This window comes from Saccharopolyspora sp. NPDC049357 (assembly GCF_040677225.1).
GTDB lineage: Bacteria > Actinomycetota > Actinomycetes > Mycobacteriales > Pseudonocardiaceae > Saccharopolyspora.
Genome location: NZ_JBFAQJ010000052.1, coordinates 25,116 through 45,607, shown reverse-complemented (window position 1 = coordinate 45,607; position 20,492 = coordinate 25,116). Strand labels below are relative to the sequence as shown.

At 69.7% G+C, this 20,492-nt stretch carries 29 protein-coding genes; 14 read left to right on the top strand and 15 right to left on the bottom strand.

The genetic code is table 11. From position 1 onward, the window contains the following. Positions 1-61 precede the first annotated feature (61 nt). Both AB0J91_RS29580 and AB0J91_RS29575 read right to left on the bottom strand, forming a co-directional pair. On the bottom strand, positions 62-319 hold the full coding sequence (locus AB0J91_RS29580) for a hypothetical protein (protein WP_363875397.1): 258 nt from the start codon (positions 317-319) through the stop codon (positions 62-64). Then, complete coding sequence (locus AB0J91_RS29575; protein ID WP_363875394.1) at positions 320-1,219, bottom strand: helix-turn-helix transcriptional regulator; 900 nt, start codon at positions 1,217-1,219, stop codon at positions 320-322. A 366-nt stretch (positions 1,220-1,585) separates the two neighbouring features. Here AB0J91_RS29575 and AB0J91_RS29570 point away from each other — a divergent pair, with 366 nt between their 5' ends. From AB0J91_RS29570 to AB0J91_RS29545, 6 genes are all read left to right on the top strand, one after another. Continuing rightward, a complete protein-coding gene (locus tag AB0J91_RS29570; RefSeq protein ID WP_363875391.1) occupies positions 1,586-1,810 on the top strand; it encodes a hypothetical protein in 225 nt (74 codons plus the stop codon). Further along, positions 1,807-2,277 carry a hypothetical protein gene (locus tag AB0J91_RS29565; protein WP_363875388.1) on the top strand — a complete coding sequence of 157 codons (471 nt, stop codon included), beginning with the start codon at positions 1,807-1,809 and terminating at the stop codon, positions 2,275-2,277. Before AB0J91_RS29570 ends, AB0J91_RS29565 begins: the two co-directional genes overlap by 4 nt. 40 nt (positions 2,278-2,317) lie before the next feature. Further along, complete coding sequence (locus AB0J91_RS29560; protein ID WP_363875385.1) at positions 2,318-2,491, top strand: hypothetical protein; 174 nt, start codon at positions 2,318-2,320, stop codon at positions 2,489-2,491. Between the two features lie 143 nt (positions 2,492-2,634). After that, positions 2,635-3,738: a radical SAM protein gene (locus AB0J91_RS29555; protein WP_363875382.1), complete on the top strand. Its 1,104-nt coding sequence runs from the start codon at positions 2,635-2,637 to the stop codon at positions 3,736-3,738. Between the two features lie 6 nt (positions 3,739-3,744). After that, on the top strand, positions 3,745-3,876 hold the full coding sequence (locus AB0J91_RS29550) for a hypothetical protein (protein ID WP_363875379.1): 132 nt from the start codon (positions 3,745-3,747) through the stop codon (positions 3,874-3,876). Positions 3,877-3,975: 99 nt separating this feature from the next. Further along, the gene (locus AB0J91_RS29545; protein ID WP_363875376.1) at positions 3,976-4,788 is read left to right on the top strand and encodes a hypothetical protein; all 813 of its coding nucleotides are present in this window, start codon (positions 3,976-3,978) and stop codon (positions 4,786-4,788) included. A 65-nt stretch (positions 4,789-4,853) separates the two neighbouring features. On the opposite strand, the gene AB0J91_RS29540 is transcribed toward AB0J91_RS29545, so the two are convergent. The 13 genes from AB0J91_RS29540 to AB0J91_RS29480 all read right to left on the bottom strand — a co-directional run bounded on the left by AB0J91_RS29540 (position 4,854) and on the right by AB0J91_RS29480 (position 12,168). Then, positions 4,854-5,138 carry a hypothetical protein gene (locus tag AB0J91_RS29540; protein ID WP_363875373.1) on the bottom strand — a complete coding sequence of 95 codons (285 nt, stop codon included), beginning with the start codon at positions 5,136-5,138 and terminating at the stop codon, positions 4,854-4,856. A gap of 53 nt (positions 5,139-5,191) precedes the next feature. Next, complete coding sequence (locus tag AB0J91_RS29535; RefSeq protein WP_363875370.1) at positions 5,192-6,391, bottom strand: ArdC-like ssDNA-binding domain-containing protein; 1,200 nt, start codon at positions 6,389-6,391, stop codon at positions 5,192-5,194. Positions 6,392-6,396: 5 nt separating this feature from the next. Next, positions 6,397-6,585: a hypothetical protein gene (locus AB0J91_RS29530; protein ID WP_363875367.1), complete on the bottom strand. Its 189-nt coding sequence runs from the start codon at positions 6,583-6,585 to the stop codon at positions 6,397-6,399. 13 nt (positions 6,586-6,598) lie between these two features. Next, the gene (locus AB0J91_RS29525) at positions 6,599-7,057 is read right to left on the bottom strand and encodes a hypothetical protein (protein WP_363875365.1); all 459 of its coding nucleotides are present in this window, start codon (positions 7,055-7,057) and stop codon (positions 6,599-6,601) included. Then, on the bottom strand, positions 7,054-8,289 hold the full coding sequence (locus AB0J91_RS29520) for a DnaB-like helicase N-terminal domain-containing protein (RefSeq protein WP_363875362.1): 1,236 nt from the start codon (positions 8,287-8,289) through the stop codon (positions 7,054-7,056). Before AB0J91_RS29520 ends, AB0J91_RS29525 begins: the two co-directional genes overlap by 4 nt. After that, on the bottom strand, positions 8,286-8,528 hold the full coding sequence (locus tag AB0J91_RS29515; protein ID WP_363875359.1) for a hypothetical protein: 243 nt from the start codon (positions 8,526-8,528) through the stop codon (positions 8,286-8,288). Before AB0J91_RS29515 ends, AB0J91_RS29520 begins: the two co-directional genes overlap by 4 nt. A 12-nt stretch (positions 8,529-8,540) precedes the next feature. Next, positions 8,541-9,056: a hypothetical protein gene (locus AB0J91_RS29510; protein ID WP_363875356.1), complete on the bottom strand. Its 516-nt coding sequence runs from the start codon at positions 9,054-9,056 to the stop codon at positions 8,541-8,543. 23 nt (positions 9,057-9,079) lie between these two features. Continuing rightward, positions 9,080-9,664, bottom strand: a complete 585-nt coding sequence (locus AB0J91_RS29505) for a GGDEF domain-containing protein (RefSeq protein WP_363875353.1) — start codon at positions 9,662-9,664, stop codon at positions 9,080-9,082. 4 nt (positions 9,665-9,668) lie between these two features. After that, positions 9,669-10,097, bottom strand: a complete 429-nt coding sequence (locus tag AB0J91_RS29500) for a hypothetical protein (RefSeq protein WP_363875350.1) — start codon at positions 10,095-10,097, stop codon at positions 9,669-9,671. Next, on the bottom strand, positions 10,094-10,303 hold the full coding sequence (locus AB0J91_RS29495) for a hypothetical protein (RefSeq protein ID WP_363875347.1): 210 nt from the start codon (positions 10,301-10,303) through the stop codon (positions 10,094-10,096). The genes AB0J91_RS29500 and AB0J91_RS29495 overlap by 4 nt, the downstream gene beginning before the upstream one ends. 46 nt (positions 10,304-10,349) lie before the next feature. After that, on the bottom strand, positions 10,350-11,375 hold the full coding sequence (locus AB0J91_RS29490; protein WP_363875345.1) for a peptidoglycan DD-metalloendopeptidase family protein: 1,026 nt from the start codon (positions 11,373-11,375) through the stop codon (positions 10,350-10,352). Further along, on the bottom strand, positions 11,372-11,746 hold the full coding sequence (locus AB0J91_RS29485) for a hypothetical protein (protein ID WP_363875342.1): 375 nt from the start codon (positions 11,744-11,746) through the stop codon (positions 11,372-11,374). The genes AB0J91_RS29490 and AB0J91_RS29485 overlap by 4 nt, the downstream gene beginning before the upstream one ends. Before the next feature lie 137 nt (positions 11,747-11,883). Then, complete coding sequence (locus tag AB0J91_RS29480) at positions 11,884-12,168, bottom strand: helix-turn-helix domain-containing protein (RefSeq protein WP_363875339.1); 285 nt, start codon at positions 12,166-12,168, stop codon at positions 11,884-11,886. A 363-nt stretch (positions 12,169-12,531) separates the two neighbouring features. On the opposite strand from AB0J91_RS29480, the gene AB0J91_RS29475 reads away from it, so the two are divergent. From AB0J91_RS29475 to AB0J91_RS29440, 8 genes are read left to right on the top strand one after another with little or no spacing between them, the layout of a single operon-like run. Beyond that, on the top strand, positions 12,532-13,002 hold the full coding sequence (locus AB0J91_RS29475) for a DUF6668 family protein (RefSeq protein ID WP_363875336.1): 471 nt from the start codon (positions 12,532-12,534) through the stop codon (positions 13,000-13,002). Between the two features lie 2 nt (positions 13,003-13,004). Then, positions 13,005-13,292 (top strand): hypothetical protein, encoded by a 288-nt coding sequence (locus tag AB0J91_RS29470; RefSeq protein WP_363875333.1) that lies wholly within the window; start codon positions 13,005-13,007, stop codon positions 13,290-13,292. Further along, positions 13,289-14,011, top strand: coding sequence for a hypothetical protein (locus AB0J91_RS29465; protein WP_363875330.1), 723 nt, complete (start codon positions 13,289-13,291; stop codon positions 14,009-14,011). Before AB0J91_RS29470 ends, AB0J91_RS29465 begins: the two co-directional genes overlap by 4 nt. Before the next feature lies 1 nt (position 14,012). Next, positions 14,013-15,317, top strand: coding sequence for a hypothetical protein (locus tag AB0J91_RS29460; protein WP_363875327.1), 1,305 nt, complete (start codon positions 14,013-14,015; stop codon positions 15,315-15,317). Positions 15,318-15,322: 5 nt separating this feature from the next. Further along, positions 15,323-16,834, top strand: coding sequence for an SCO6880 family protein (locus tag AB0J91_RS29455; RefSeq protein WP_363875324.1), 1,512 nt, complete (start codon positions 15,323-15,325; stop codon positions 16,832-16,834). A gap of 3 nt (positions 16,835-16,837) precedes the next feature. Next, positions 16,838-18,280 (top strand): hypothetical protein, encoded by a 1,443-nt coding sequence (locus AB0J91_RS29450; protein ID WP_363875321.1) that lies wholly within the window; start codon positions 16,838-16,840, stop codon positions 18,278-18,280. After that, positions 18,277-20,031 (top strand): TraM recognition domain-containing protein, encoded by a 1,755-nt coding sequence (locus AB0J91_RS29445; protein ID WP_363875318.1) that lies wholly within the window; start codon positions 18,277-18,279, stop codon positions 20,029-20,031. The genes AB0J91_RS29450 and AB0J91_RS29445 overlap by 4 nt, the downstream gene beginning before the upstream one ends. Beyond that, on the top strand, positions 20,031-20,465 hold the full coding sequence (locus AB0J91_RS29440; RefSeq protein ID WP_363875315.1) for a DUF4913 domain-containing protein: 435 nt from the start codon (positions 20,031-20,033) through the stop codon (positions 20,463-20,465). Before AB0J91_RS29445 ends, AB0J91_RS29440 begins: the two co-directional genes overlap by 1 nt. Positions 20,466-20,492 lie beyond the last annotated feature (27 nt).

Sequence of the window (20,492 nt, the reverse complement as noted above, 5' to 3'; positions counted from 1 at the left end):
ACCCGCCCCCGCAACTTCCGTGCCGGCGCCGTTCACTGTTGGTCGGTTGCGGAGACCAGGTTCAGATCAAGTGGTCGTAGCGGCCAGCCTTGGCGTCCGCGACGAACGCGGCGAGTTCGGCCGGTGTGTAGACCTGGGTGCGGGCGCGGCGTTCTTCAGGGGCGAGCTTGTCGTCCTGGATGCTGATGTATCCGCCGGCGGCTGCGATGGTGATGCAGCTGCCGCTGTTGGCGCTGGCCACGGGTTTTGCGTGCTCGGCCTCGGTGAGCTGGAAGTACAGCTCATCCGGGACTTGCTGGTACGGGTTGTGGTTGTTCATCTACTCGTCCAATTTCTTCTTTGCTGCGGCGATGACGTCGAGGGACTCGCGAGCGCTGAGCGCTTGGGCAAGCGCGGCGCTGTGCGTGTAGGTCACTGCCTTGATCGACTCTTTGTCCTCGTGGATTCCAGCACCGAGGTCGCCGTCGACCTGCACCACTTCGGTGTCCAGCTCGTCGGGAAAACCGTAGATCACGAAGCCGCCGAAACCCGGCCACGGTGCAGCCGTGAAGGGCAGCACATGGACTGCCGCGGTGCCGTTTTCGGCGACGTCGCAGAGCTTCTGGAGTTGAGCGGCCATGACCGTCGGGCCGCCGACCTGGTGATGCAGGGTGGCTTCGGCGAGGACGGCAATGAGTCCTTCGAATCCGGGTTCAGTGAGGCGCTGCTGGCGGCGCATTCGCAGCTCGACCAGGTCGTCGACGGCTGTGGGGCGCACCCACGCCCTGCCTGATTCGACGACGGCGCGAGCGTAGTCGGGAGTTTGCAGCAGCCCTTGGACGAAGATCGAGTCGTAAGTCCGCAGGTTGGTCGCGTCGTCGCCGAGCTCGACCATCAATTCCAAGGTCTCGTGCAGATACGGCGCGTACTGCCGCCACCAGCCCGGTTCTTCCGCTTGTGCCCGGAGCTCTTCCAGCCTTTGGGCGATCGCCTCGTCCGCACTGAGCGCGGTCAGCACCCGCGCGAGCTGATCCGCGTCGAGCCGGGCCGTACCCGACTCGATCTTCGACAGCTGACCTTGGCTGATCGTTGCGGACCGGTCTTGACCAGCATTGATCGCCTCGCACAACTGACCTTGGCTCAGCCGCGCTGCTTCCCGCAGCGTGCGTAGTTGCCTGCCGAGCCGCCGGGCCCGAACCGTTTTACGTGCCACCTCGTCGCGCTCCTGCCGCCTGCCCACGTCGCACCCACTCCTGCCTGTCAACACAGATCACCCGGATGGCCGACTAGCCACCCTGGAATTATTCCGACATGATTCCGCATGTGACTGGAATGGGTTCTGGTCGCAACAGTAGCGCCGGGAGCGCCCGCCGCGGCATCCCCCCAGCTAAGCGGTGTGCGGCGCTCCCGGCCTTCAAAGGCCGCAGTGCCCCGGTCGGGGTCCCCGAACCGGCCGGGGCACTGCATCCCAGGAATAGGAAGAGTGCTCGTGTTCGGACGGTCGTGTCAGCCGTGGGTGCTGACATCACGTGGCTCGGGGACGTACACGGACCCGCAGCTGAGACACCGCGGCGGTACACCCTGGACAACGGCGAAGCCACGCAGGGTGTTCGGGCTGCACCTGCACGCCGGGCAGACGATGCTGCGCTGGTGGCAGCGCACCGACCATGAGGCCTACCAGCAGGAATACGCGCTGCTGATCTGTGCGTGCGGTCAGGTTCGGGTCTGCGTCGGCCCGGCGATGAGCTCGTGGCGGCTCCCGGACGCTGCTTCGACAGCGCTCCTTGATCGTGCCGTTGCCCGCGAGCCCGTCCTGGAGGCCGCGCCGTGAGCCGCATTGAGCAGCTGATTCAGGATCTGCTCAACGAGGTGATGTCCGAACAGGACCCACCTCCGGAGGCAGCCTCATCGGCGCTCGCGCTCGCCGCTGCAGCAGTTCAACTGGCGAAATCGGCCCTGCAACAGGACCTGACCGGGGCGGTGGTGCTGCGGATGGCCCCAAGCCCCCAGACCGTGCTTGCCAGCGCTGAGCTCAGCGGGACGCTGCTGGATCTGATCGCGCAGCTTGTCCGGGTGCTCGATCCGCTGGTGTGGGCACTGGACGGCCAGGCGCTGGTCGCACAACCCACCCGCCCCGGCGAGACCGGGAATGCTCGCGCGGTCCTGCTCAAACGCCATGCCGCAAACGCTCTGAACTCCATCGGCGCCGAACTGACCGATGGGACCACCCCGTGGATGGTCGCGCAGCTGCGGCTGCTGGCCGAGGTCGAGGTTCGAAAGGACGACGAATGGCATTAGCCGATGGCGTGCTGACAGCGCACCGCGAGGGCGGTGCCTGATGCACGGCTACGACAAGCGGACGCCCGGAGAGGCGATGGACACCGAGTGCATCCCCTGGCCGCCACCTCCACCGAACGGCTGGTTCGGAGACGCCGCCGAACGGCCAGAGGGCGAGGGAACGAGTTTCGCCGACTTCTTCAGCAAGGGACCGAGTTCGTCGTCGACGGACTGATCCCCACGTCTGGACCGAACTCGGTGCGGTCACCAGGAAAAGGCGCCTGCGATCGCACCGCAGGACCCGCCCTCACCCGCACTTCCCACCACTCCCGGTGCGGGTGAGGGCGGGTGCATCACCCGCCGATCCGAGGAGGACCCGTGTACGAGGTGATCGCAACACCCTTCCTGGAGGACTTCCTGGTCATGCGGCCGGGAAAGTCCGGGGGGTTCAAGATCCCGTTTCATCGATATCAGGAGCTGCGCGACACCGCGGGTGATCGCCCCTGCCCGGAGTGGCTGGCCGCGGCCACGCGGAAGGCGTGGGGCGTGGAGTTGAGCGGCCGGTCCGCGGATGCGGTGCTGGTCCGCGAGCCGTCGTCGTACGGCTACGCCCGAGCCAGCTACGAGCTCAACCTGGGCTGCAACTACGACTGCCCGTTCTGCTACCTGGGGAAAAAGGAGTTCGAGGGCCTGGACTGGGAGGGCCGGGAGACTCTGCTCGGTGTCATGCGGGATGCCGGCGTGGTGTGGCTCCAGCTCACCGGTGGCGAGCCGCTGATCGATCCGCTGTTCCGCGAAACCTACGGCCGGGCCTACGAGCTCGGCATGATGCTGCAGATCAGCTCGAACGGCTCGCGACTGCACGACGAGCGGAATCTGAACCTGCTCACGCAGTACCGGCCATACCGGATCACGGTCAGCGTCTACGGGGCAACGGAGGAGACCTACGACCGCACGACCCGGAGGCGGGGGACGTGGCGGCAGTTCCGGCGCGGGCTCGCCGCCGCGCGCGAGGCAGGTCTGCCGCTGCGGCTGAACGTGGTGGTCGTCGACGACAACGCCCACGAGCTCGACCAGATGAAGGCCCTGGCCGATGAGCTCGAAGCCGAGCACTTCGTCTACAGCAACATCAGCCCGACCATCCACGGCGGCCCGGAAGCCCTGTCGTCGCAGTCCGACGAGCACCTCCGGGCTCGCAAGCCGTTCACCGGCTGCAACGCCGGGATCACCCACTTTCACGCCGACCCGTTCGGCCTGGCCTCGATCTGCAAGGTCGGCCGGGACGAGCAGATCGACCTGGTCGCCGAAGGAGTCGAGGGACTCGCACAGCTCCCGCCGATCGCGGACAAGCTCATGCTCCGCACCGGCGGGTGTTCGGGGTGCGCGCTGCAGGACAAATGCGGGACCTGCAGGCCGCTCGCGAAGCGGTACCAGGAGGCAAATGCGCCCCTGGTCAGCTACTGCCAGCACGGGAGGAGGTGAGCCCACGTGACCGCTGTTCTTGTGACCCTCGAACCGCCGAAGGCGGAGGTCGACGAGATCGAGTTCGTGCCGGACCTGGACGTCCTGTCGGAGTCCAACCGATGCGCCTGCACGTCCTCGGATGACAACCCGTACTGATCCGCACACGAACGGGGCTGCACAGCGTGGTGCAGCCCCGTTCGTCGTGTCGCTAACCTGATCCTGACCAGCACCAACATCGACGGGAGGACGGTGCGGATGCCGCTGGATCGCCTCAACTGGGCGCAGCTGTCGCCGGCCGTGCACGCGGCGGTCGAGGCCTGCACCGGTCCCATCCGGTCGGCCCGCACGGTCAGCGGGGGCAAGAACTCCGCGATCGCCGCGGTCGTCGACGCCGCCGGCGGCCGGGTGTTCGTCAAGGGTTTGCATCGCGGGCACGGCGGGGTGGTGACGCAGGCTCGCGAGGCCGCGGTCGCCGAGCACGTGCACGACGTCTCGCCCCGCCTGCTGTGGCGACTCGCCGACGTCGACGGCTGGGACCTGCTGGGGATCGAGCACGTCGACGGCCGTCACGCCGATATCCGGCCTGGTTCACCGGACCTGCCGGCCGTGCTCGACGTGATGCGGCGGCTCGGCAACCTCACGTGCCCGGACCTGCCGGAGCTCAAGACACCGACGCAACGCTGGCGCAAGCACGTCGACGACCAGGCCGAGCTAGCGCTCTTCGACGGCTCGTCGCTACTGCACACCGACTACAACCCCGAGAACATCATCATCGATGGTCAGGGTCGAGCGCACCTGATCGACTGGGCATGGCCCACCCGGGGCGCGAGTTTCATCGACCCGTGCGTGCTGGCGGGCAGGCTGATCGCCGACGGTCACACCCCGACCAGCGCGGAGTCCTGGATCAGCAGCACGCCCGCCTGGACCACGGCCTCGTCGGCGGCAATCGCGGCGTTCAGCCGCGCCAATGCGCGCGTCTGGGACCAGATCGCCGGCGCCGACCCGAGCGCGTGGAAGACGAACATGGCCGCGGCCGCCCGCTCGTGGGCCGATCACTGCGCCCGCTGATCAATAGCGTTCAACGAAGCCCCCGGCAGGGACTGCCGGGGGCTTTGACTACGTTCGGAGGGCGGTCAGCTCAGCGAGACGGCCGGCACCTGGCGCACGTTGACTTCACCATTGCGCAGCGACACCAGTGCCGAAGGCTCGGTAGCCAGCACGGCGAGGAGTTCTTCGGCCGCAACCTCCGCCTTTTCGGGGGTCTCGAGCATCCAGAGCTTGCGACTCTCCGGTGCAGTGCCGGATGGTCGGTCGCCGACTCGGGCTTGGGTGATGTACACACCGTTTCTGCGGATCTCAACTTCGATGATCTCGCTGCCGCGGATGTAGGTGCGTCCGTCCAGAATCCACACGCTCATGATCGGCACGGTACTGCCTGGTGCAGACAGACCGGCTTGGCGTTCACTGCGCCTTACCGCTGTAGTTCGTCGGGTTTCGCTCGCTCGTGCGGCCTCGCGAGGGCGTGGTGCGGTTGTGTGCTCGTCGACGTCGACGCCGGTGTGCTGGTGGGGGCCGCGTTCGGTACGGCTTGTCGCGCCAGCTGAACCGCTGAGGTCGCAGCGGTGGGTTCGTTGCTGCGAGCTGTGGGGCCGGCATCGGCGGCCCGGTTGATGGCGGCAGCGGCATCACGGGTGGCGCGGGCCCGGGCCATCAGGTGCTCGGAGTCGTGCTCGGAGGTGTCGACGGCGGGCTGGATGTCGTCGATGATCGAGTGAGCGGTGCTCACGACCTTGGTTGCGGTGGCGCGGACAACCTCGGTGGGGTTGTCCTTACCGGCCCATCCCGCCACGTAGGGAAATGAGTTGTCGCTGGTGTCGTAGCCGAAGTGGGAGGCGATCAGGTACGCGACGGATTCGGCCTCGATCTCGCCGATTCCCCGGTGATGAGCGGGGTCCTCGGGCGCGCGGTTGTTCGGGTCGTGCATGAGCATGTGCCCGACCTCGTGCGCGAGGGTCAGTGCTTCCTGCGCGGGCGATTGGCCAGGGGTGATGTTGATGCGCTTCTCGTGGAACGCGGTGTAGCCGTCCTCACCGATGCGGGTGGGCTCGTGGGTGAGGGTGAAGCCGTTCTTCTCGACGATGCCGACGAGCCCGTCGTAGAGGCCTTCGGGCGCGGGACCGTCGAGGGACACGGGTTCGGGGATCGGGAGCTCGGGCAGCGGCTCACCCTCGGTTTGAGCGATGTCGAACACCTTGACCGGCAGAGTGCCGACCATGCTCCGGATCGGCTTCGCACCCTGGGGGACCTGGTCTTTCTTGATGGGCTTGGTGCCGGTGACCACCGTGCCGTCCTTCTCGCGCCAGCCGGTGATCGCCATCTTCGGCGCGAGGATGGTCATGCCCACCTCGCCCTTGCGGACCTGGCGGCCGAGTCCCTGCCACTGCCGATATCCCATGACCCGGGTGGCATCGGGCCGTTGCTGGGCGATCAGCACGATGTTGTTGAACGAGTAGGTGCGGAACTGGCTGGCCACAGCCAGCCAGTTCGCCCAGTCCTCACCGGTGGTGAGGTTCTCGACGTACTCGGTGATCTGCTGGTGGGCCGCGTTGAGTTTTTCCTCGCGGGCGGCGCGGGCCTGCTCGGGGGAGCGCCGCGGTGACGACTTGGCCATGATGGTCACTCCTCACGGTCACGGCCTGGGACGCCGATGCCGGCCTGGATGACCGCGGCGCGCAACTGGTCGAGCTCCCTGGTCAGGCGCGCGACGGTGGCGGTGAGTTCGTCGATGGTGTCCTGCTGGTCGTCGACGGTGTTCTGCAGCGCGAGCACGCTGTCGCCGAGCGGAGTCGGTTGCGGGTTGGTCATGGTCTTCTCCTGTTCAGTCCGAGCAGACGTGGACGTCCTGGCCCAGGCCGAGCTCGTGGGCGATGGCCAAGAGCCCGGCCAGTTCCTCAAGTACCTCCGGGCCGTGGGGTCCGGGGATGCCCCAGCACTGCAGACGGCTGCGGCCGACGGTGCCGCCGTGCAGGCGCAGGGACCGGGCTGGGGTGGCCAGGCCTGCGGCGATCAGGGCCTGGCTCAAGGCGTTTTCGACCTGGTCACGGCGGGTTTTCCAGTCGTCCACGCCAACGGTGGTGTAGAGCATCAGGCGCCGGCTGCCGTTGGCGTAGTCCTCGACCCGGGCCAGCTCGTGGTTGTCGACGTCCTCCGCGATGTAGGTGCCGGTGCGGGCCCGGAGCGCGTTAAACCAGCGGCGCAGGTTGCGAAACCAGGACCGGCGCCGACAGGGTGCGGGGTCCGGGCACGGCTGGGTGTGGTGCAGGGGCACGGTGATCACCTGCCGATCTCATCGCGCCGCGCTGCAGCTGTACGTCCGGGCCGCAGCGGCACGGTGTTGCACACCTGCTGTGTCGGTGCCGGCGGCTTGGTCGAGGCCGGCCTGCTCGGGCTGGCTTGCTGGGCCAGGCTCGCGGCCGGGGCCGCGGTGCGCCGGGCCATGTGCACGACTGCTTCGAGCGCTTGGGTGGAGGTGTGCAGCACGTCGCCGGGCTGCAGCCCGGGATGCTGGGCGGCCTCGGCGACGGACTGGGCGGCGGTTTCGGTGAGGCGGGACAGCGATCCGCGCAGCACGTCGACGGCGCAGCGGCGGGCGTGGTTGGCGCCCAGCGGGATGGTCTGGCCGAGCTCGTTGAGCTCGGGGATGGCCAGCCCGGGACCGTGCACCGGTTCCTGGCGCTGTTGCTGCCAGGCCACGGTGACGGCATCGACGGTGACGCCGGTCGCGGTAGCTTCGGCGTGCACCGAGATGATGGCCCGGTAGGTGTTGCCCAGGTGCTCATCGCCGAAGTCCTCCGGGCGTACCCGGTCGGCGAGCTCGTCGAGCACGGGCGGATTGGCCAGCGCTTCGGAGACCAGCCCGTACTCGGCGTTGCGCTGCGCCACGGTGTCGAGAAGCTCGTTGGGGATCGCCTCGTCGAAGACGACCGACTCGCGCGCCTGCGGCACGATCTCGTGCTCGTCCCCGGTCAGGCCGGGGGCGGGGTGCAGGTCGTCCCAGCGCTGCCGCACGGCGTCGACCTCGGTGAGGGCGGTCTCGACGACCGAGAGCATCGCGGCCAGGTCGGGGCTGGTCTCGGCGGCGGCGCCGACACGCATTCCGGCGGCCTGAACCTGCCGGCGGATTGAGGATTCGAGCACGATCATCGCGTAGGCCTGCGGTTGCGCGACCCGCTCCGGCGGGGCGGTTGAGAGCAGCTGGTGCAGGCCAGGGGCGGTCAGCGCCGACGAGCGTTGGACGGAGGGGTCGCGGTCGCGCTGCAGGCGCTGCAGCATCGTCACCGCGTTCAGGCTCGGAACGTCATGCGGGGCCTGGTGGTTCCTGGCGTCGACGGCCTGGGCCGCAACGGCGGCGTCGTGCTCGCGCACCACCTCGCCGATGGTGCGGTACAGCACCTGATATCCCTGCCCGCGGAAGTCCTCAGCCTGCAGCCAGCTGAGCTCGCGGACGTGGCCGGGGGTTTGCAGCAGCGTGCCGAGCAGTGCCCGCTCGGCGAACTCGCGCGCGTTCATCGCTCCTCCTGGTCAGTGCGGGTCTGTAGCGCCTTTGCTCCGGCGGCCAGCCGCTGGGCGAACTCGTCGAGACGGGCGGCGCGGTCGGCGTCGGCGGGCTGGTAGTCGTGGGCGTCTTCGGGGATGAGCCACCAGCGACCGGCGTGGTGGACCGGGCCGGGGATGCCCTCGGGCAGCAGGGGAGTGGCCTGGCCGTCGGCGAGGTGCTCACGCATCTGCTCGGCGGTGATCGTGGTCAAGGGTGTTCCTCCTCAGTAGGTGTTTTCGCAGTAGACGCCCTCATCGGCGGCTGCCGAGTTCAGCAGCTCCAGCAGGGCCTCGGGATCGTCCTCGATCAGCTCGCGCTGGTCGAGCCACCATCCAGCCCGGTCGATCGAGCGGGCGATCTCCTCGGCCTGGTCGTAGTCGTCGGGCGCGTGTCCTTCTTCGACGGCCCAGCGATAGAGGGATATGAGGGCCTGGTGGCGCACGCGGTTCGCCCAGGCAACGGCTTTGTCGCTGCCGGTGAGCGGGGGCATGTTCGCCTCGCGGGCCCACTGCTCGGCGGCTTCGGCTTCCTCGGCGCGCTTGGCCTTGAGCCACTCGTCCTTGTCCTCGATCCACTCGCCGCCGTTGTTCCTGTCCTTCTTGAAGCAGGCCTCGCACACGCGCTTTTTCTCCAGCCATCGCGCGAAACCAGCGCGCTCGTGGGGCTTCTTCTTGGAAAGGTCCGTGGTTTCGGTGTGGCCGCACTTCAACGTGAGCGTCCACTGAGTCTTGACAGCCATCTCGGGGTGTCCTTTCTTGCCTCTTACAGGGCGTGGCGTCGTTGGTGGTGTTTTGCCTGGTACATCGCCCGGTCGGCGTCGTCGACCGCCGAGCTCGGGGTGGGGTGGCCGGGACTGCTGATGCCGAGCGAGACGCCGATGTCCAGCTCGGTGCGGCCGAGTCGCACCGGCGCTGCCAGGACGCCCGGGAGCTCGCGGCGGTGGGCGTGGGCCCACCTGGTGACGAACACCAGCTCGTCGCCGCCGTAGCGGCCGAGCACGGCGATTCCGCCGAGTGCGCGGTTGAGGCGGGTGGCGACGGTGCGCAGGACAGCGTCGCCGGCCTGGTGGCCGTACTCGTCGTTGATGGCCTTGAAGTGGTCCAGGTCGGCCAGTCCGACCACGGAGTCGTGCCGGGACCAGGCCACTGCGGCGGTGTGTTCCCAGGCGCGCCGGGTCAGTAGGCCGGTGACCTGGTCGCGTTGGGCGTGCTGCAGCTCGTGGTTGCGGGCTCGGAGACGGTGTGCGGTGGTGGCCCACCCGGTCGCCGTGGCTGCGGCGACGGCGGTGGCCGCCGTCGCCAACAGCGGGGCGCGGTGGTGCACGGGGATGCTGCGGGAGTTCCTCATGCGATCACCTGTGGTGGTGCTGCCAGCGGTGCAGGCGGCGGTAGAACCGGTCGCGGGGGACGGTGGCCAGCTCGTGGTGCAGCACGCCGGCCTGTTGCCCGGTGTCGACGTTGATGGCGCGCGCGGTCCAGGTCTGGCGGCCGATGTTGGGTACGGCGCCGCGTTCGACCTCGATGCGCACCTGCTGACCGGGCAGAGTCGGTGAGGTGTGCTCGTAGCGCCCGCCGCGGCCGAGCATCGCGAGGTCCTCGGGCACGTCCGGGGCCAGCAGCTGCCAGGTGGCGTCTTCGAGCATCGCGATCAGGTACGCGGTGGCGAGCACGGGTTCGCCCCGGGCCGAGAGCAGGCTGCCGGGCAGGATGCTCGGCACGGTGTGCGCGTCGGTGATGACGCGCTGGCAGTGGTGACTACGGGTCGGGTCGGTGGCGGTCATGGCTTCTCCAGGGGTGCCGCGGCGGTCTGGCCGGGGTTTTCACGGAGTCCGGGCTGGTCAAGATCCCGCCAGGAAATCGCGCAGTCCTGGCAGATCCATCGCGCGAGCGGTTCCGACAGCCACCGGGTCGGGCGCTGGCATTCGGGGCAGACCGGGTTCGGCGGTGGTGCGCCGGTGCCGGTGGGGCGCGGTGCGGTGCTGGTCATGATGGGTTCCTTCCTGCTATGAACTGCCTTTCCGTGGAGGTACTGCTCACCCGCACAGAGGCGGGGCGCCTTGCTGTTGGTGCCAGCTCACCGGGTTGACCGGCTCGCCGTTGACTTCGACCTGGTAGTGCAGGTGCGGGCCGGTGGACTCGCCGCGGTTGCCGATCTCGGCGATCTGCTGGCCGGCGGTGACCTGCTGGCCGACCTGCACGAGGTTGCGGTTGTTGTGGCCGTAGACGGTCACCACGCCGTCGGCGTGCTGGACCTTGACCCACAGCCCGTAGCCGGAGGCCGGTCCTGCGGCGATCACGCGGCCTGCGGAGGCGGCGAGGATCGGGGTACCGATCGGGCCCGCGAGGTCCTGGCCCCGGTGGAATTCGCCCCAGCGGGCGCCGAATCCGCTGCTGCAGCGCGCGGCGGCCGGCGTGACCCATCCGCCCGGTGCAGCGGCTCCGCCGCCGGGCTGGGGCGCGGGCAGCGACATCTCGGCAGCGAACCTGCGGATTTTCCGCACGTAGTCCTGCGTCTCAGCGAAGGGCGGGATGCCGTTGTACTCCCGCACGCGCCCGAGGCCGGCGTTGTAGGCGGCCAGCGCGAGGTCGACGATGTCGCCGGGGATGTTGGCCTCCCGGACCCCCTTGACCTGGCCACACATGTAGGCCGCCTGGGACGCGATGGCGTCGGCCGGGTTGTTCGGATCGCGCTGCCCGTCGCCGTCGCCGTCGACGCCGGAGGATTGCCAGGTCTCGGGCATGAACTGGGTCAAGCCCTGTGCCCCGGCGTGACTGACGGCGTTTTCGTCCCACTTGGATTCCTGCTGGATCTGGGCGGCCAGCAGGGGAGCGGTGATCTCCGGGCAGGTCTGGGCGGCCTTGTTGATCAGCGCCACGTATTTCTCCGGGACCGCGCCCGGTTTGAGCTGATCCCCGGCGCCCACGGTGCCGATTCCACCGGCGGCCGCGGCCTTTTGCTGGTGGGCGGCGCCGACGGCCATGACGGCCAGGACACCGGCCATGAACAGGGCGAAGAACCCGACGGCACCGCAGCCGAGTCCGGCGCTGCGCGGGCTCATGACTGGCCCGCTTCGGTGAGCTGGAGTTCGTCGACCAGCCAGCGCTCGCCCTCGCTGCGGGCGGTGCAGTAGACGGTGACCTGGGGCAGTTCCTGGCGCCATCCGCCGTCGCCGGTGGCGGTGCGGGCGATCTGGATGGCGGCGTAGGCGCGCCCCGGTTCAGGCGGCGGCGCGGGTTCGCCGATGTAGGGCACCGGGCGGGCCTCGACGCGGGCGTGGTGGGCCGCCCATTCAGTCCATTGTGATGTCGGCCTGACCGGTGAGGAGGCGGCGAGACCGCCGCGCAGGGCGGTGGTGCCCCAGCGGTCGGCGGCGCGCATCCGGGCGGCTGCCGGGTCGGTGTCGGTGCGGGTGTCCGGTGACAGCCACACCTGGGCGGTCTGGGTGCAGACCTCGATGACCTGCTGCGGGGTGGTGCTCGTCGACGGCGCGGCCGCCGGGGGAGCCGGGGTAGTGGGGGTGTTCCCGGCGCACCCGGCGGTCGCGCACGCCGCCAGCAGCGCGGCGGCTACTGCTCGCCGGCGTCGTCCTGCCCGCTGTACTCCTCCTCGGCGGGATCCCGGATCCCTAGCTGGTTGAGCAAGTCGTGCTTGGAGAACCGCCACTCCTTGCCCAGCCGGGACGCGCCGTTGATGTGTCCCTCGGAGGCCAGCCGCTGCACCGTTTTCTCGGTCATGCGCAGCACCAGCGCAGCTTCCTTGGTTTTCAGCAACGGGGGCATGGCCGCAACGGCAGCGCGCCAGCGCTGCGCGGTCATCTGGTCTGGCGCCTCCTCGGGGGGCGGCTCGCTCATCTTGCTGGCTCATTCCTGCTCGACCTCACGGACGTTGGTCATTCTCACCCCTGCTGGTCGGGATGAGGTCGTCAGGCACACCATAGAGTCACTTGGCGGCGTTTAACAACTTTTAAGGACGTTTCGCGACTCTGAAGTTGTTTGCAGGCGTCTATGGGCTAGTATGGGCGTGTGACGACGAATGAGTTCCCAGTAGCCCCGGCGGTGCTCGCACCGTTTCGGTGGGCGGCGGACAAGTCCCCCGCGGACGTCGCCGCTACCCGGGCGGGTTTGGCCGGAGTGCAGCCGCCTCCGGCCTGGCGCCAGGTGCGTAGCTGGTCCGGCCCTGTCCCGCAGTGGCCGGATGCCGGGAACCCCAATCCGATGTATTGGCTGGTCGGGCTGCATGGCGGTGCGGGCGTGTCGACGCTGACCGCGGCCTGGCCGGCGGCCGGTGACGCCCGGCGGCTTCTGCCGTCCGGCCAGCCGGCCCAAGCGCCCTACGCGATGGCCCAATCCCCCTACGCGGTGGCGGTCGCCCGCACCCACCGCGAAGGCCTGACCCATGCCCAGGACTTCGCCCGCCAGGTCGTGTGCGGGCTGGTGCCGAACGGCGTGCAGGTGCTCGGCCTGGTGTTGGTCGACGACGCCGAGCGGCGGCCCGACAAAGAGGTCCGCCAGTTCGCCCGGGTCGTAGCCAGCGCCTATCCGCGCTGCTGGCGGGTGCCGTGGCTGCACGAGTGGCGCAACCAGCGCCCCACGCCGCCGAATCTCCCGCGGGCCGTGCAATCGATCGCCGACGATCTTGACGAACTCACCGGCCACGCACGACCGGCCAACGGAAAGGACAGCTGACCATGCTGGTGCACACCTCGATCGAAGTGCTCACACAAATCCCGAACCCGGGAAGTCCTATCGCTCCTCCCGGATCGGGCGGAGTGATGACGATCCTGCGCTGGGTTCTCTGGTGCGTATTCGCCCTCTGCTTCGCCGGTACCGCAGTCATCGCCGGGAAAATGGCGCTGGACCACAACTCCCCGCACGGCGGCGGGCAGGCCGTGGCAGGCCTGTGGAAGCCCCTGGCCGGGGCGATCATCGCCACCAACATCACCGGCATCCTGGCGGGGGTGGCGACGTTCGGATGAGTACCTCGCCGTCTTCTGACCAGCGCCCGCGCCTGGGATGGCGCCACATCGGCGGCATTGCCGCCGTGGTGTTCCTGGCGGTGATCGCGGCCGTGGCCGTCACGGTCGCGGTCATCGGTCCGTCGAACTCGGAGCAGCAGCGGCCGGCGCCCCCGTCCCGGCCGAGTGCTCCGGCACCGCCGGCCGACCGGCCTCCGCAGGGCAATCAGGCCCTGCCCACCGCCGCACCGCCGGTGCAGTGGGAGCTGGTGCAGCGCATCGCTGTACCCGTCTCGGCCGAAGCGGGCCCGTACGTGCACAACGGCGCGGTCGCCTCCGGCTTCCAGCGCTCCCCGGTGGGTGCGCTGGTGGCGGCTACGCAGATCAGCACCCGTTACCTGGTCTCTCCGGGTGACGGGTGGCGGCAGGTCACCGAGCAGCAGGTCCTGCCCGGTCCCGGCCGTGACCTGTACATGCGGGCCCGTGCGGCGGCCGGCGACGACCTGGGCGATGCCATCACACAGCTCGCCGGGTTCCGGTTTGTCACCTACAGCCCCGACGTCGCGGTGATCCAGCTGGCCAGCAAGGCGCCCAACGGCGGGCTGGTCGGCACGACGGTCACCGTGCGCTGGGCGGGCGGTGACTGGAAGTTGGAGCTCCAGCCCAACGGCGGCGTCTCCCCGGCCTCCGCACCTCTGGCCGATCTCACCTACTACACGGCGTTTTCGGGGGTGAACTGACATGGGCATGTGCGACACCCCGGAAATGGCGGTCGTCTGCGCAACCAACCCCGCGGTCGCGGGCGCCAATCTCATCGGGCAAGGCGCCGCGAGCGTCGCGGGCTCGGCGTTCAACCAGTGGGTTCAGGGCATGGCCGATGCGCTCCTGGACGCGATGGGCAAGATGCTCGGGTTCCTGTGGACCTGGTGGGTGCACATCCCCACCCCGGGGATTTCGGCCACCGCCGGGCCCGTTTCGCAGGTCCAGCAGCATCTGGCCTGGTACATGATGGTCGCGGCCGGGATCGGTCTTCTCGTCGGCGCCGGGAAACTCGCGCTGTCGACCAACGGCGGAGAGCAGCTGCGCGACACCGGGCTCGGCTTGGGCCGGTGGGTGTTGCTCTCGACCGCCGGCACCGCCGGTGTCGGACTGCTGGTGCAAGCCGGGGACGAGTTTTCGACCTGGATCATCCAGCGGGCCGCGGGCAAGGACCTCGCCGCAGCCGTCGGTTCCTACCTGGCGTTTTCCGCCCCCGGCACGCCCGGAATGACGCCCACGCTGGTGATCATCCTGGCGATTATCGCGATCTTCGCCGCGTTCATCCAGGCGGCGCTGATGTTCGTGCGCGCCGGGATGCTGGTGCTGTGCGCCGGGGTGCTGCCGCTGGCAGCGGCCGCCGGCATCGGCGGCGGAGCCGCGAAGAAGACCCTCGACAAGCTGCTGTCGTGGATGATCGCGTTTGTCCTGTTCAAGCCCGTGGCCGCGGTGGTGTACGCGGCCACGTTCTGGACGATCGGCGCCGCTGACGCCAACGCCCAGATCGCAGGGCTGTTCATGCTCGTGCTGGCGTCGTGCGCTCTGCCCGCGCTGATGCGGGTGATCACCCCGCAGGTGGAGAGCCTGACCAGCTCCGGCGGTAACAGCGGTGCGGGCATGGCCGCCGGGCAGGCCGCCGCCAGCGGCGCTCGGATGCTCACCTCCGGATCCGGGCGCACCAACGGCGCTTCGGCGCCCTCGCGGGGCGGCAGCTACCAGCCGGGCCTGGCCTCCCCAGGCGGCGCCAGCGGCTCCGGCCCCCGCGGTCCGGTCGGTCCGGCCGGAAGCGCCGGCCTCGGTGCCGCCGGTGGCGGAGCAGCCGGTGCAGGAGCCGGTGCCGGCGCGGCCGCCGCTGGCCCGGTCGGCGCGGCCGCGGCGGGCGGTGCGAAGACCGCCGGTGCGGTCAAGCAGACCGTGCAGGGCGCGGCCGAACGCGGCGCCAATCCCAATGACCAGCAGAACCCGCCCTCCGGCGGGTCGCAGAACCCGCCCGGCGGGTCGAGGAGGTAATCCCGATGACCACCACCCACAACGACACACGCGCCGCCGCGGTGGCCTCCGAACCCCGCTATGGAAACTGGCGCAAGCCCCGCAGTTTCGGGCTCCTCGGGCTCTCGTTCGCACCCACCATCGGGGCGTTCGTGTGGCTGCTGACCAGCTTCGTGGTCATGATGATCGCGTTGCCGCTGGGCTGGGCCATGCTCGGCCTCGGTGCGCTGGTGCTGGCCCCGCTCGCGGTGCGGGTCCGCGGCCGCACCCTCTACTCGCTGCTGCTGGCCCGGGTGGCGTTCAACCGCGGCCGCCGGCACCGCCAGCACCTGCACCTGGCCGGGCCGCTCGGCGTCATCCCGGGTGCGACCCACCGGCTGCCCGGCCTGCTGGCCAGCACGAACCTGCACACCGCCCAGGACTCCTACGGCCGCGAGTTCGGGCTGCTCGAACACGTCGGCACCGGCCAGTTCTCCGCCGTGCTCCGCGTGGACCCGGAAGGCTCCGGGCTGGTCGACCAGGACACGATCGACCAGTGGGTCGCCGGGTGGGGCGACTGGCTGGCGCGCCTGGGCCAGGTGCCCGCACTGGAGGGCGTCCAGGTCACCGTCGAAACCGCCGGTGACTCCGGTCAGCGCCTGGCCGCCGAGGTCGACCGGCTCACCAGCCCCGACAGCCCGCAGCTGGCGCGCGACGTGCTCACCGAGACCGCCACGTCCTACCCGTCGGCGGCCGCGGCCGTGCACACCTGGGTGGCCATCACCTGGCGTGCGGCGGTCACGCCGGGCGCCAAGCCGCGGCCACTGGCCGACATGGCTGCCGAGATCGGCGCGCGCCTGCCCGCGCTCGGCCAGGACCTGGCCTTCACCGGTGCCGGGTCGGCGCGGCCGATGACCGTCCGCCAGCTCACCGATCTGGCGTTCGTGGCCTACAACCCCGAGCAGGCCGATGACCTCGACCGCGCACGCGGCGAGCACGACATCACCTGGACCAGCGCCGGACCGGCCGGCGTCGCCGTGGAAAAGCGCGACCGCTACCTGCACGGCGGCGCCGTGAGCTTCGTGGAGACGATGGAGGAAGCCCCGCGCGGCGCGGTGCTCTCCAGCGTGTTGAGCGATCTGCTGGCTCCGCATCCGGACTTCACGCGCAAGCGAGTCGTGCTGCACTACCGCCCGCACGACCCGGGCACCAGCGCCCGCATCGTCGAGCGCGACCTGCGCAACGCCCGCAGCAACGCCACGCAGCGCAAGAACATGCACGCCCGCGACGACGCGGACGTCCGCGCCGCCCAGCAGCAGACCGATGAGGAAGCCTCCGGCGCCGGCCTCGTGTCCTTCGCCCTGATCGCGACCGCGACGGTCCTCGATCCCGACCAGGTCAGGGTTGCTGAGGCGACCCTGCACAACAACGCCGCCGCGTCCCGGCTTGCGCTGCGGCGGGCTTACGGCGCCCAGACCGCCACGTTCGCCGTGGGTCTCGGCCTGGGCCTGCAGCCCGACGCCGTGGCCACCCTCGGCGGCCTGACCGAGGGGGAGTAACCGATGCCCACCACGATCCAGCCGACCCGCACGGGTTTCCGCGGTCCTCTCGCCGGTCGCGCGTCCTATGTGGAAGCTCCGCCGATGTGGCGCGCAACGTCGGTCCAGGCGTGCGGCTTGTGGCCCTTCGGTGTCGCCTCCGGCGCGCCGACCATCGGCACCCCGATCGGCCGCCACATCGACAACGGCGCCACGGTGTGTTTCGACCCGATCTCCTGGTTCTCGCGTGCGCAGCTGATCTCCACGCCGATCGAGTACATCCTGGGCAAGCCCGGTTTGGGCAAGTCGACGTTCGTGCGCCGTCAGGTCATCGGCGCCGCAGCCCAGGGCGTCACGCCCCTGATTCTGGGGGACCTGCGCCCGGACTACGTCGACGTCGTCCGGGCGCTCGGCGGCCAGGTGCTGCAGCTCGGCCGCGGGCTCGGCTCGCTCAACCCGTTGGATGTCGGCGCGCTCGGCGCGATCATCCCGCAGCTCGACGAGCGGGCCGCCGACCAGGTCCGTGCCGAAGTGCACGGCCGCCGGCTGCACATGGTCGCCTCACTGGTCGAGCTGGTGCGGGGCAACCGCGTCAGCGACCACGAGGAGACGATCCTCTCGGCCGCGATCCGCATCCTCGATCGCCGCTTCGAGGGCCACTCCGCGCCGCTGCTGAGCGATCTGATTGCCCTGATCGACGAAGGCCCCGACGAGCTGCGCCGCTACACCCTCTCGCGGGGTTCCGATGAGGCCTACCGGGCGGCGGTCGATCCGCTGCACCTGTCGCTGCTGGCCACCATCGACGGCGCGTTCGGCGACGTCTTCGCTCGCCCGTCCACGGTGCACATCGACGCCGACGCGACCGCGGTGTGCATCGACGTCAGCGCGCTTCCGCTGCACGACAAGCGCCTCACGGCCGCGGTGCTGCTCGCCTCCTGGAACCACGGGTTCGGTGCCATCGAAGCGAGCAACAAGCTCGCCGATGCCGGCCTGGCCCCGCAGAAGCGGTTCTTCGTGGTCATGGACGAGTTGTGGAGGGTGCTGCGACACGGGCTCGTGCAGCGCCTGGACGAGATGACTCGCATCAACCGCGAGTGGGCGACCGCGTGCGCCTACATCACCCACTCCTCGCTTGATGCCGAAACCGCAGATCGTCCCGAGGACCGCGCGGCCGCGCGCGGGTTCATCGAGCGCGCCGGTGCTGTCGTCGAGTTCGGGCTTCCGCGCCGCGAGGTCGACGACCTCGGGCAGATCGTCGACCACTCCAGCGCCGAACGCCGGCGCCTGACCGAGTGGTCCGCTCCCGGGGCGTGGAACCACGCCGAAGGCACCCAGGAACCCCCGCCAGGCCAGGGGAAATGCCTGATCAAGGTGGGATCGAGGCCAGGGATTCCGACGCAGGTCATGCTCACCGAGGCCGAGAAGCTCGCCGGGGTGCACAACACCAACCGGAGGTGGCAGGAATGAACGCGCGGCGACCCGCGACCCCGGGGCACCCGATGGTGCCCCTGGCGCTGCTCGGCACCTACGTGGCGATCTCAGGCCTGCTGTGGCTGGCCGCCGGGCTCGGCGGCCTGCTGGCCGGCACCGGCTGGACCGGCGGCACCCCGATCACCGTCGTCGTCGACCTGGCGCGGGGCACCGCCACCTGGCCCGGCACCTACGGCTGGATCGCCCTGGCCGGAATCGTGCTGGTGCTGGCCGCCCCCGCAGTCCTGATCGGGCTGGGGATCGCGCGTCGCCGGAAGGGCCGCAAGCGCGTCGACACCGCCACCCGGCACCTGGCCACGTCCGATGACTTCGCCGCCTACTCCCCGGCCGGCGTCGCTGACTCCGCTCGCCGACTGCGTCCCTCCTCCACGATCAGCGACGACCCGGCCGACCACGGCATGTTGGTCGGCGACGCGCTGCCCAGCAACACCGAGATCCGCTCCAGCTGGGAAGACGTTTCCACCGTCATCGCTGGTCCCCGAACCGGTAAGTCGACCTCGCAGGTCGTTCCCCAGATCGTCGAGGCGCCCGGGCCGGTTCTGGCCACCTCGAACAAGCGTGACATCCACGACGCCACCCGTGGAGTGCGCGAGCAGCACGGCACTTGCTGGGTCTTCGACCCGCAAGGCGTCGCCGATGCGGAGCCGTCGTTCTGGGTCAACCCGCTGCGGCGGGTCACTGGACCGCGCAGGGCCGCCGAGCTCACCAGTCACTTCGCCGCCAACAGCAGGTCGGCCGATGCCAAAACAGACGCCTACTTCGACGGCGAGGGTGAAAACCTCTGCTCGTACACGATGCTCGCTGCTGCCCGTGCCGGCCTCACCTTGACCGAGGTCTACACCTGGTGCGCCGACCACCGCCGTGCCGAGCGCGCCGTCGAACACCTGGAAACCGCCGGTGACAAGCTCATCGCCGTCAAACTCCAGAGCTTGATCGACGCCCCGGAAAAGCAGCGCCAAGGTGTTTTCGCCTCCGCGCTGAAGCTGTTGAAGTGCCTGGAAGAACCGGACGTGCTGCGCTGGGTCACCCCACCAGCAGACGGCGAGGAACGCCCGGAGTTCGACCCCTACGCCTTCGTGCGCTCGCGCGACACCGCCTACCTGCTCTCCCGGGAAGGCGTCGGATCCGCTGGGCCGCTCACCGCGGCCATGAGCGCCGACATCCTCGAAGCCGTCAACGAGATCGGTGCTCGCTCACCCGGCGGCCGCATCGACCCGCCACTGCTGCCGATTCTCGATGAGGCCGCGAACGTCGTACGCATCCGCGAGCTGCCCGACCTCGTTTCTCATCTTGGGTCGCGCGGCGCCCCGTTGAAGATCATCCTGCAGAGCTGGGAACAGGGTGTGGAAGCCTGGGGCCGCTCCGGGATGCAAAAGATCTGGGACGCCTCCAACGTCCGCATCTACGGCGGCGGTTCCGCCGACGCCGAATTCCTCGAGAAGCTCTCCAAGCTGATCGGACCCTACGACGACATCGTGTGGTCGGTCTCGGTCGACCGCACTGGCGGCGGCACGAAGTCCAGCTCGGTCCGGGAACGCCGCATCCTCGAAGTCAGCGACCTGCAATCACTTGAGCGCGGCAGAATGATCGCGTTCCCGTCCGGGTCGCGGCCGATCCTGCTCGCGACGCGGGCGTGGATGAACGGGCCGCACGCGGGAAGCATCCGCTACAGCTTGGCCCGGTACGAACCTGGCCGCGCCGACGATGACGCTGAGGGAGCAGCCTGATGACCGACGAGTGGGACGAAGCGCTCATCGAAACCGACGACGACGGCGGCGGCGGCGAGGAAGCCGACTCCGGCGACCAGCCCGAACCGAAGTACCCGAACGTCGAGGAGTGGGTCATCGGCTGGTTCGCGCCGATCATCCGGCGGCGGCTCACTGGTGACCACTGCTGGTGTCCGCAGTGGTGGCAGCATCCCGAGGTCATCAGTCGTCTCGACGCGCTGTGGCGCTCATGGGAAGCCCTGCGCCTCGACCCGACCACGGGGATGAGCGTGTGGTGGCGCGATCACTTTGGCCCGCACTGGGCCGAGCTGGTCGACCGTGACCGTTCGCCCATGAGCAGGTGCGGCACCGAGGCCGGCCACGTCGGTGAACACCCGGAGCTGGTGGTCGAGCGCGCTCCCGCCGGCACCTGGGGCCCAGACACCGAAGCCTGACCGACCTCAGTAGCACCGAACGTGACT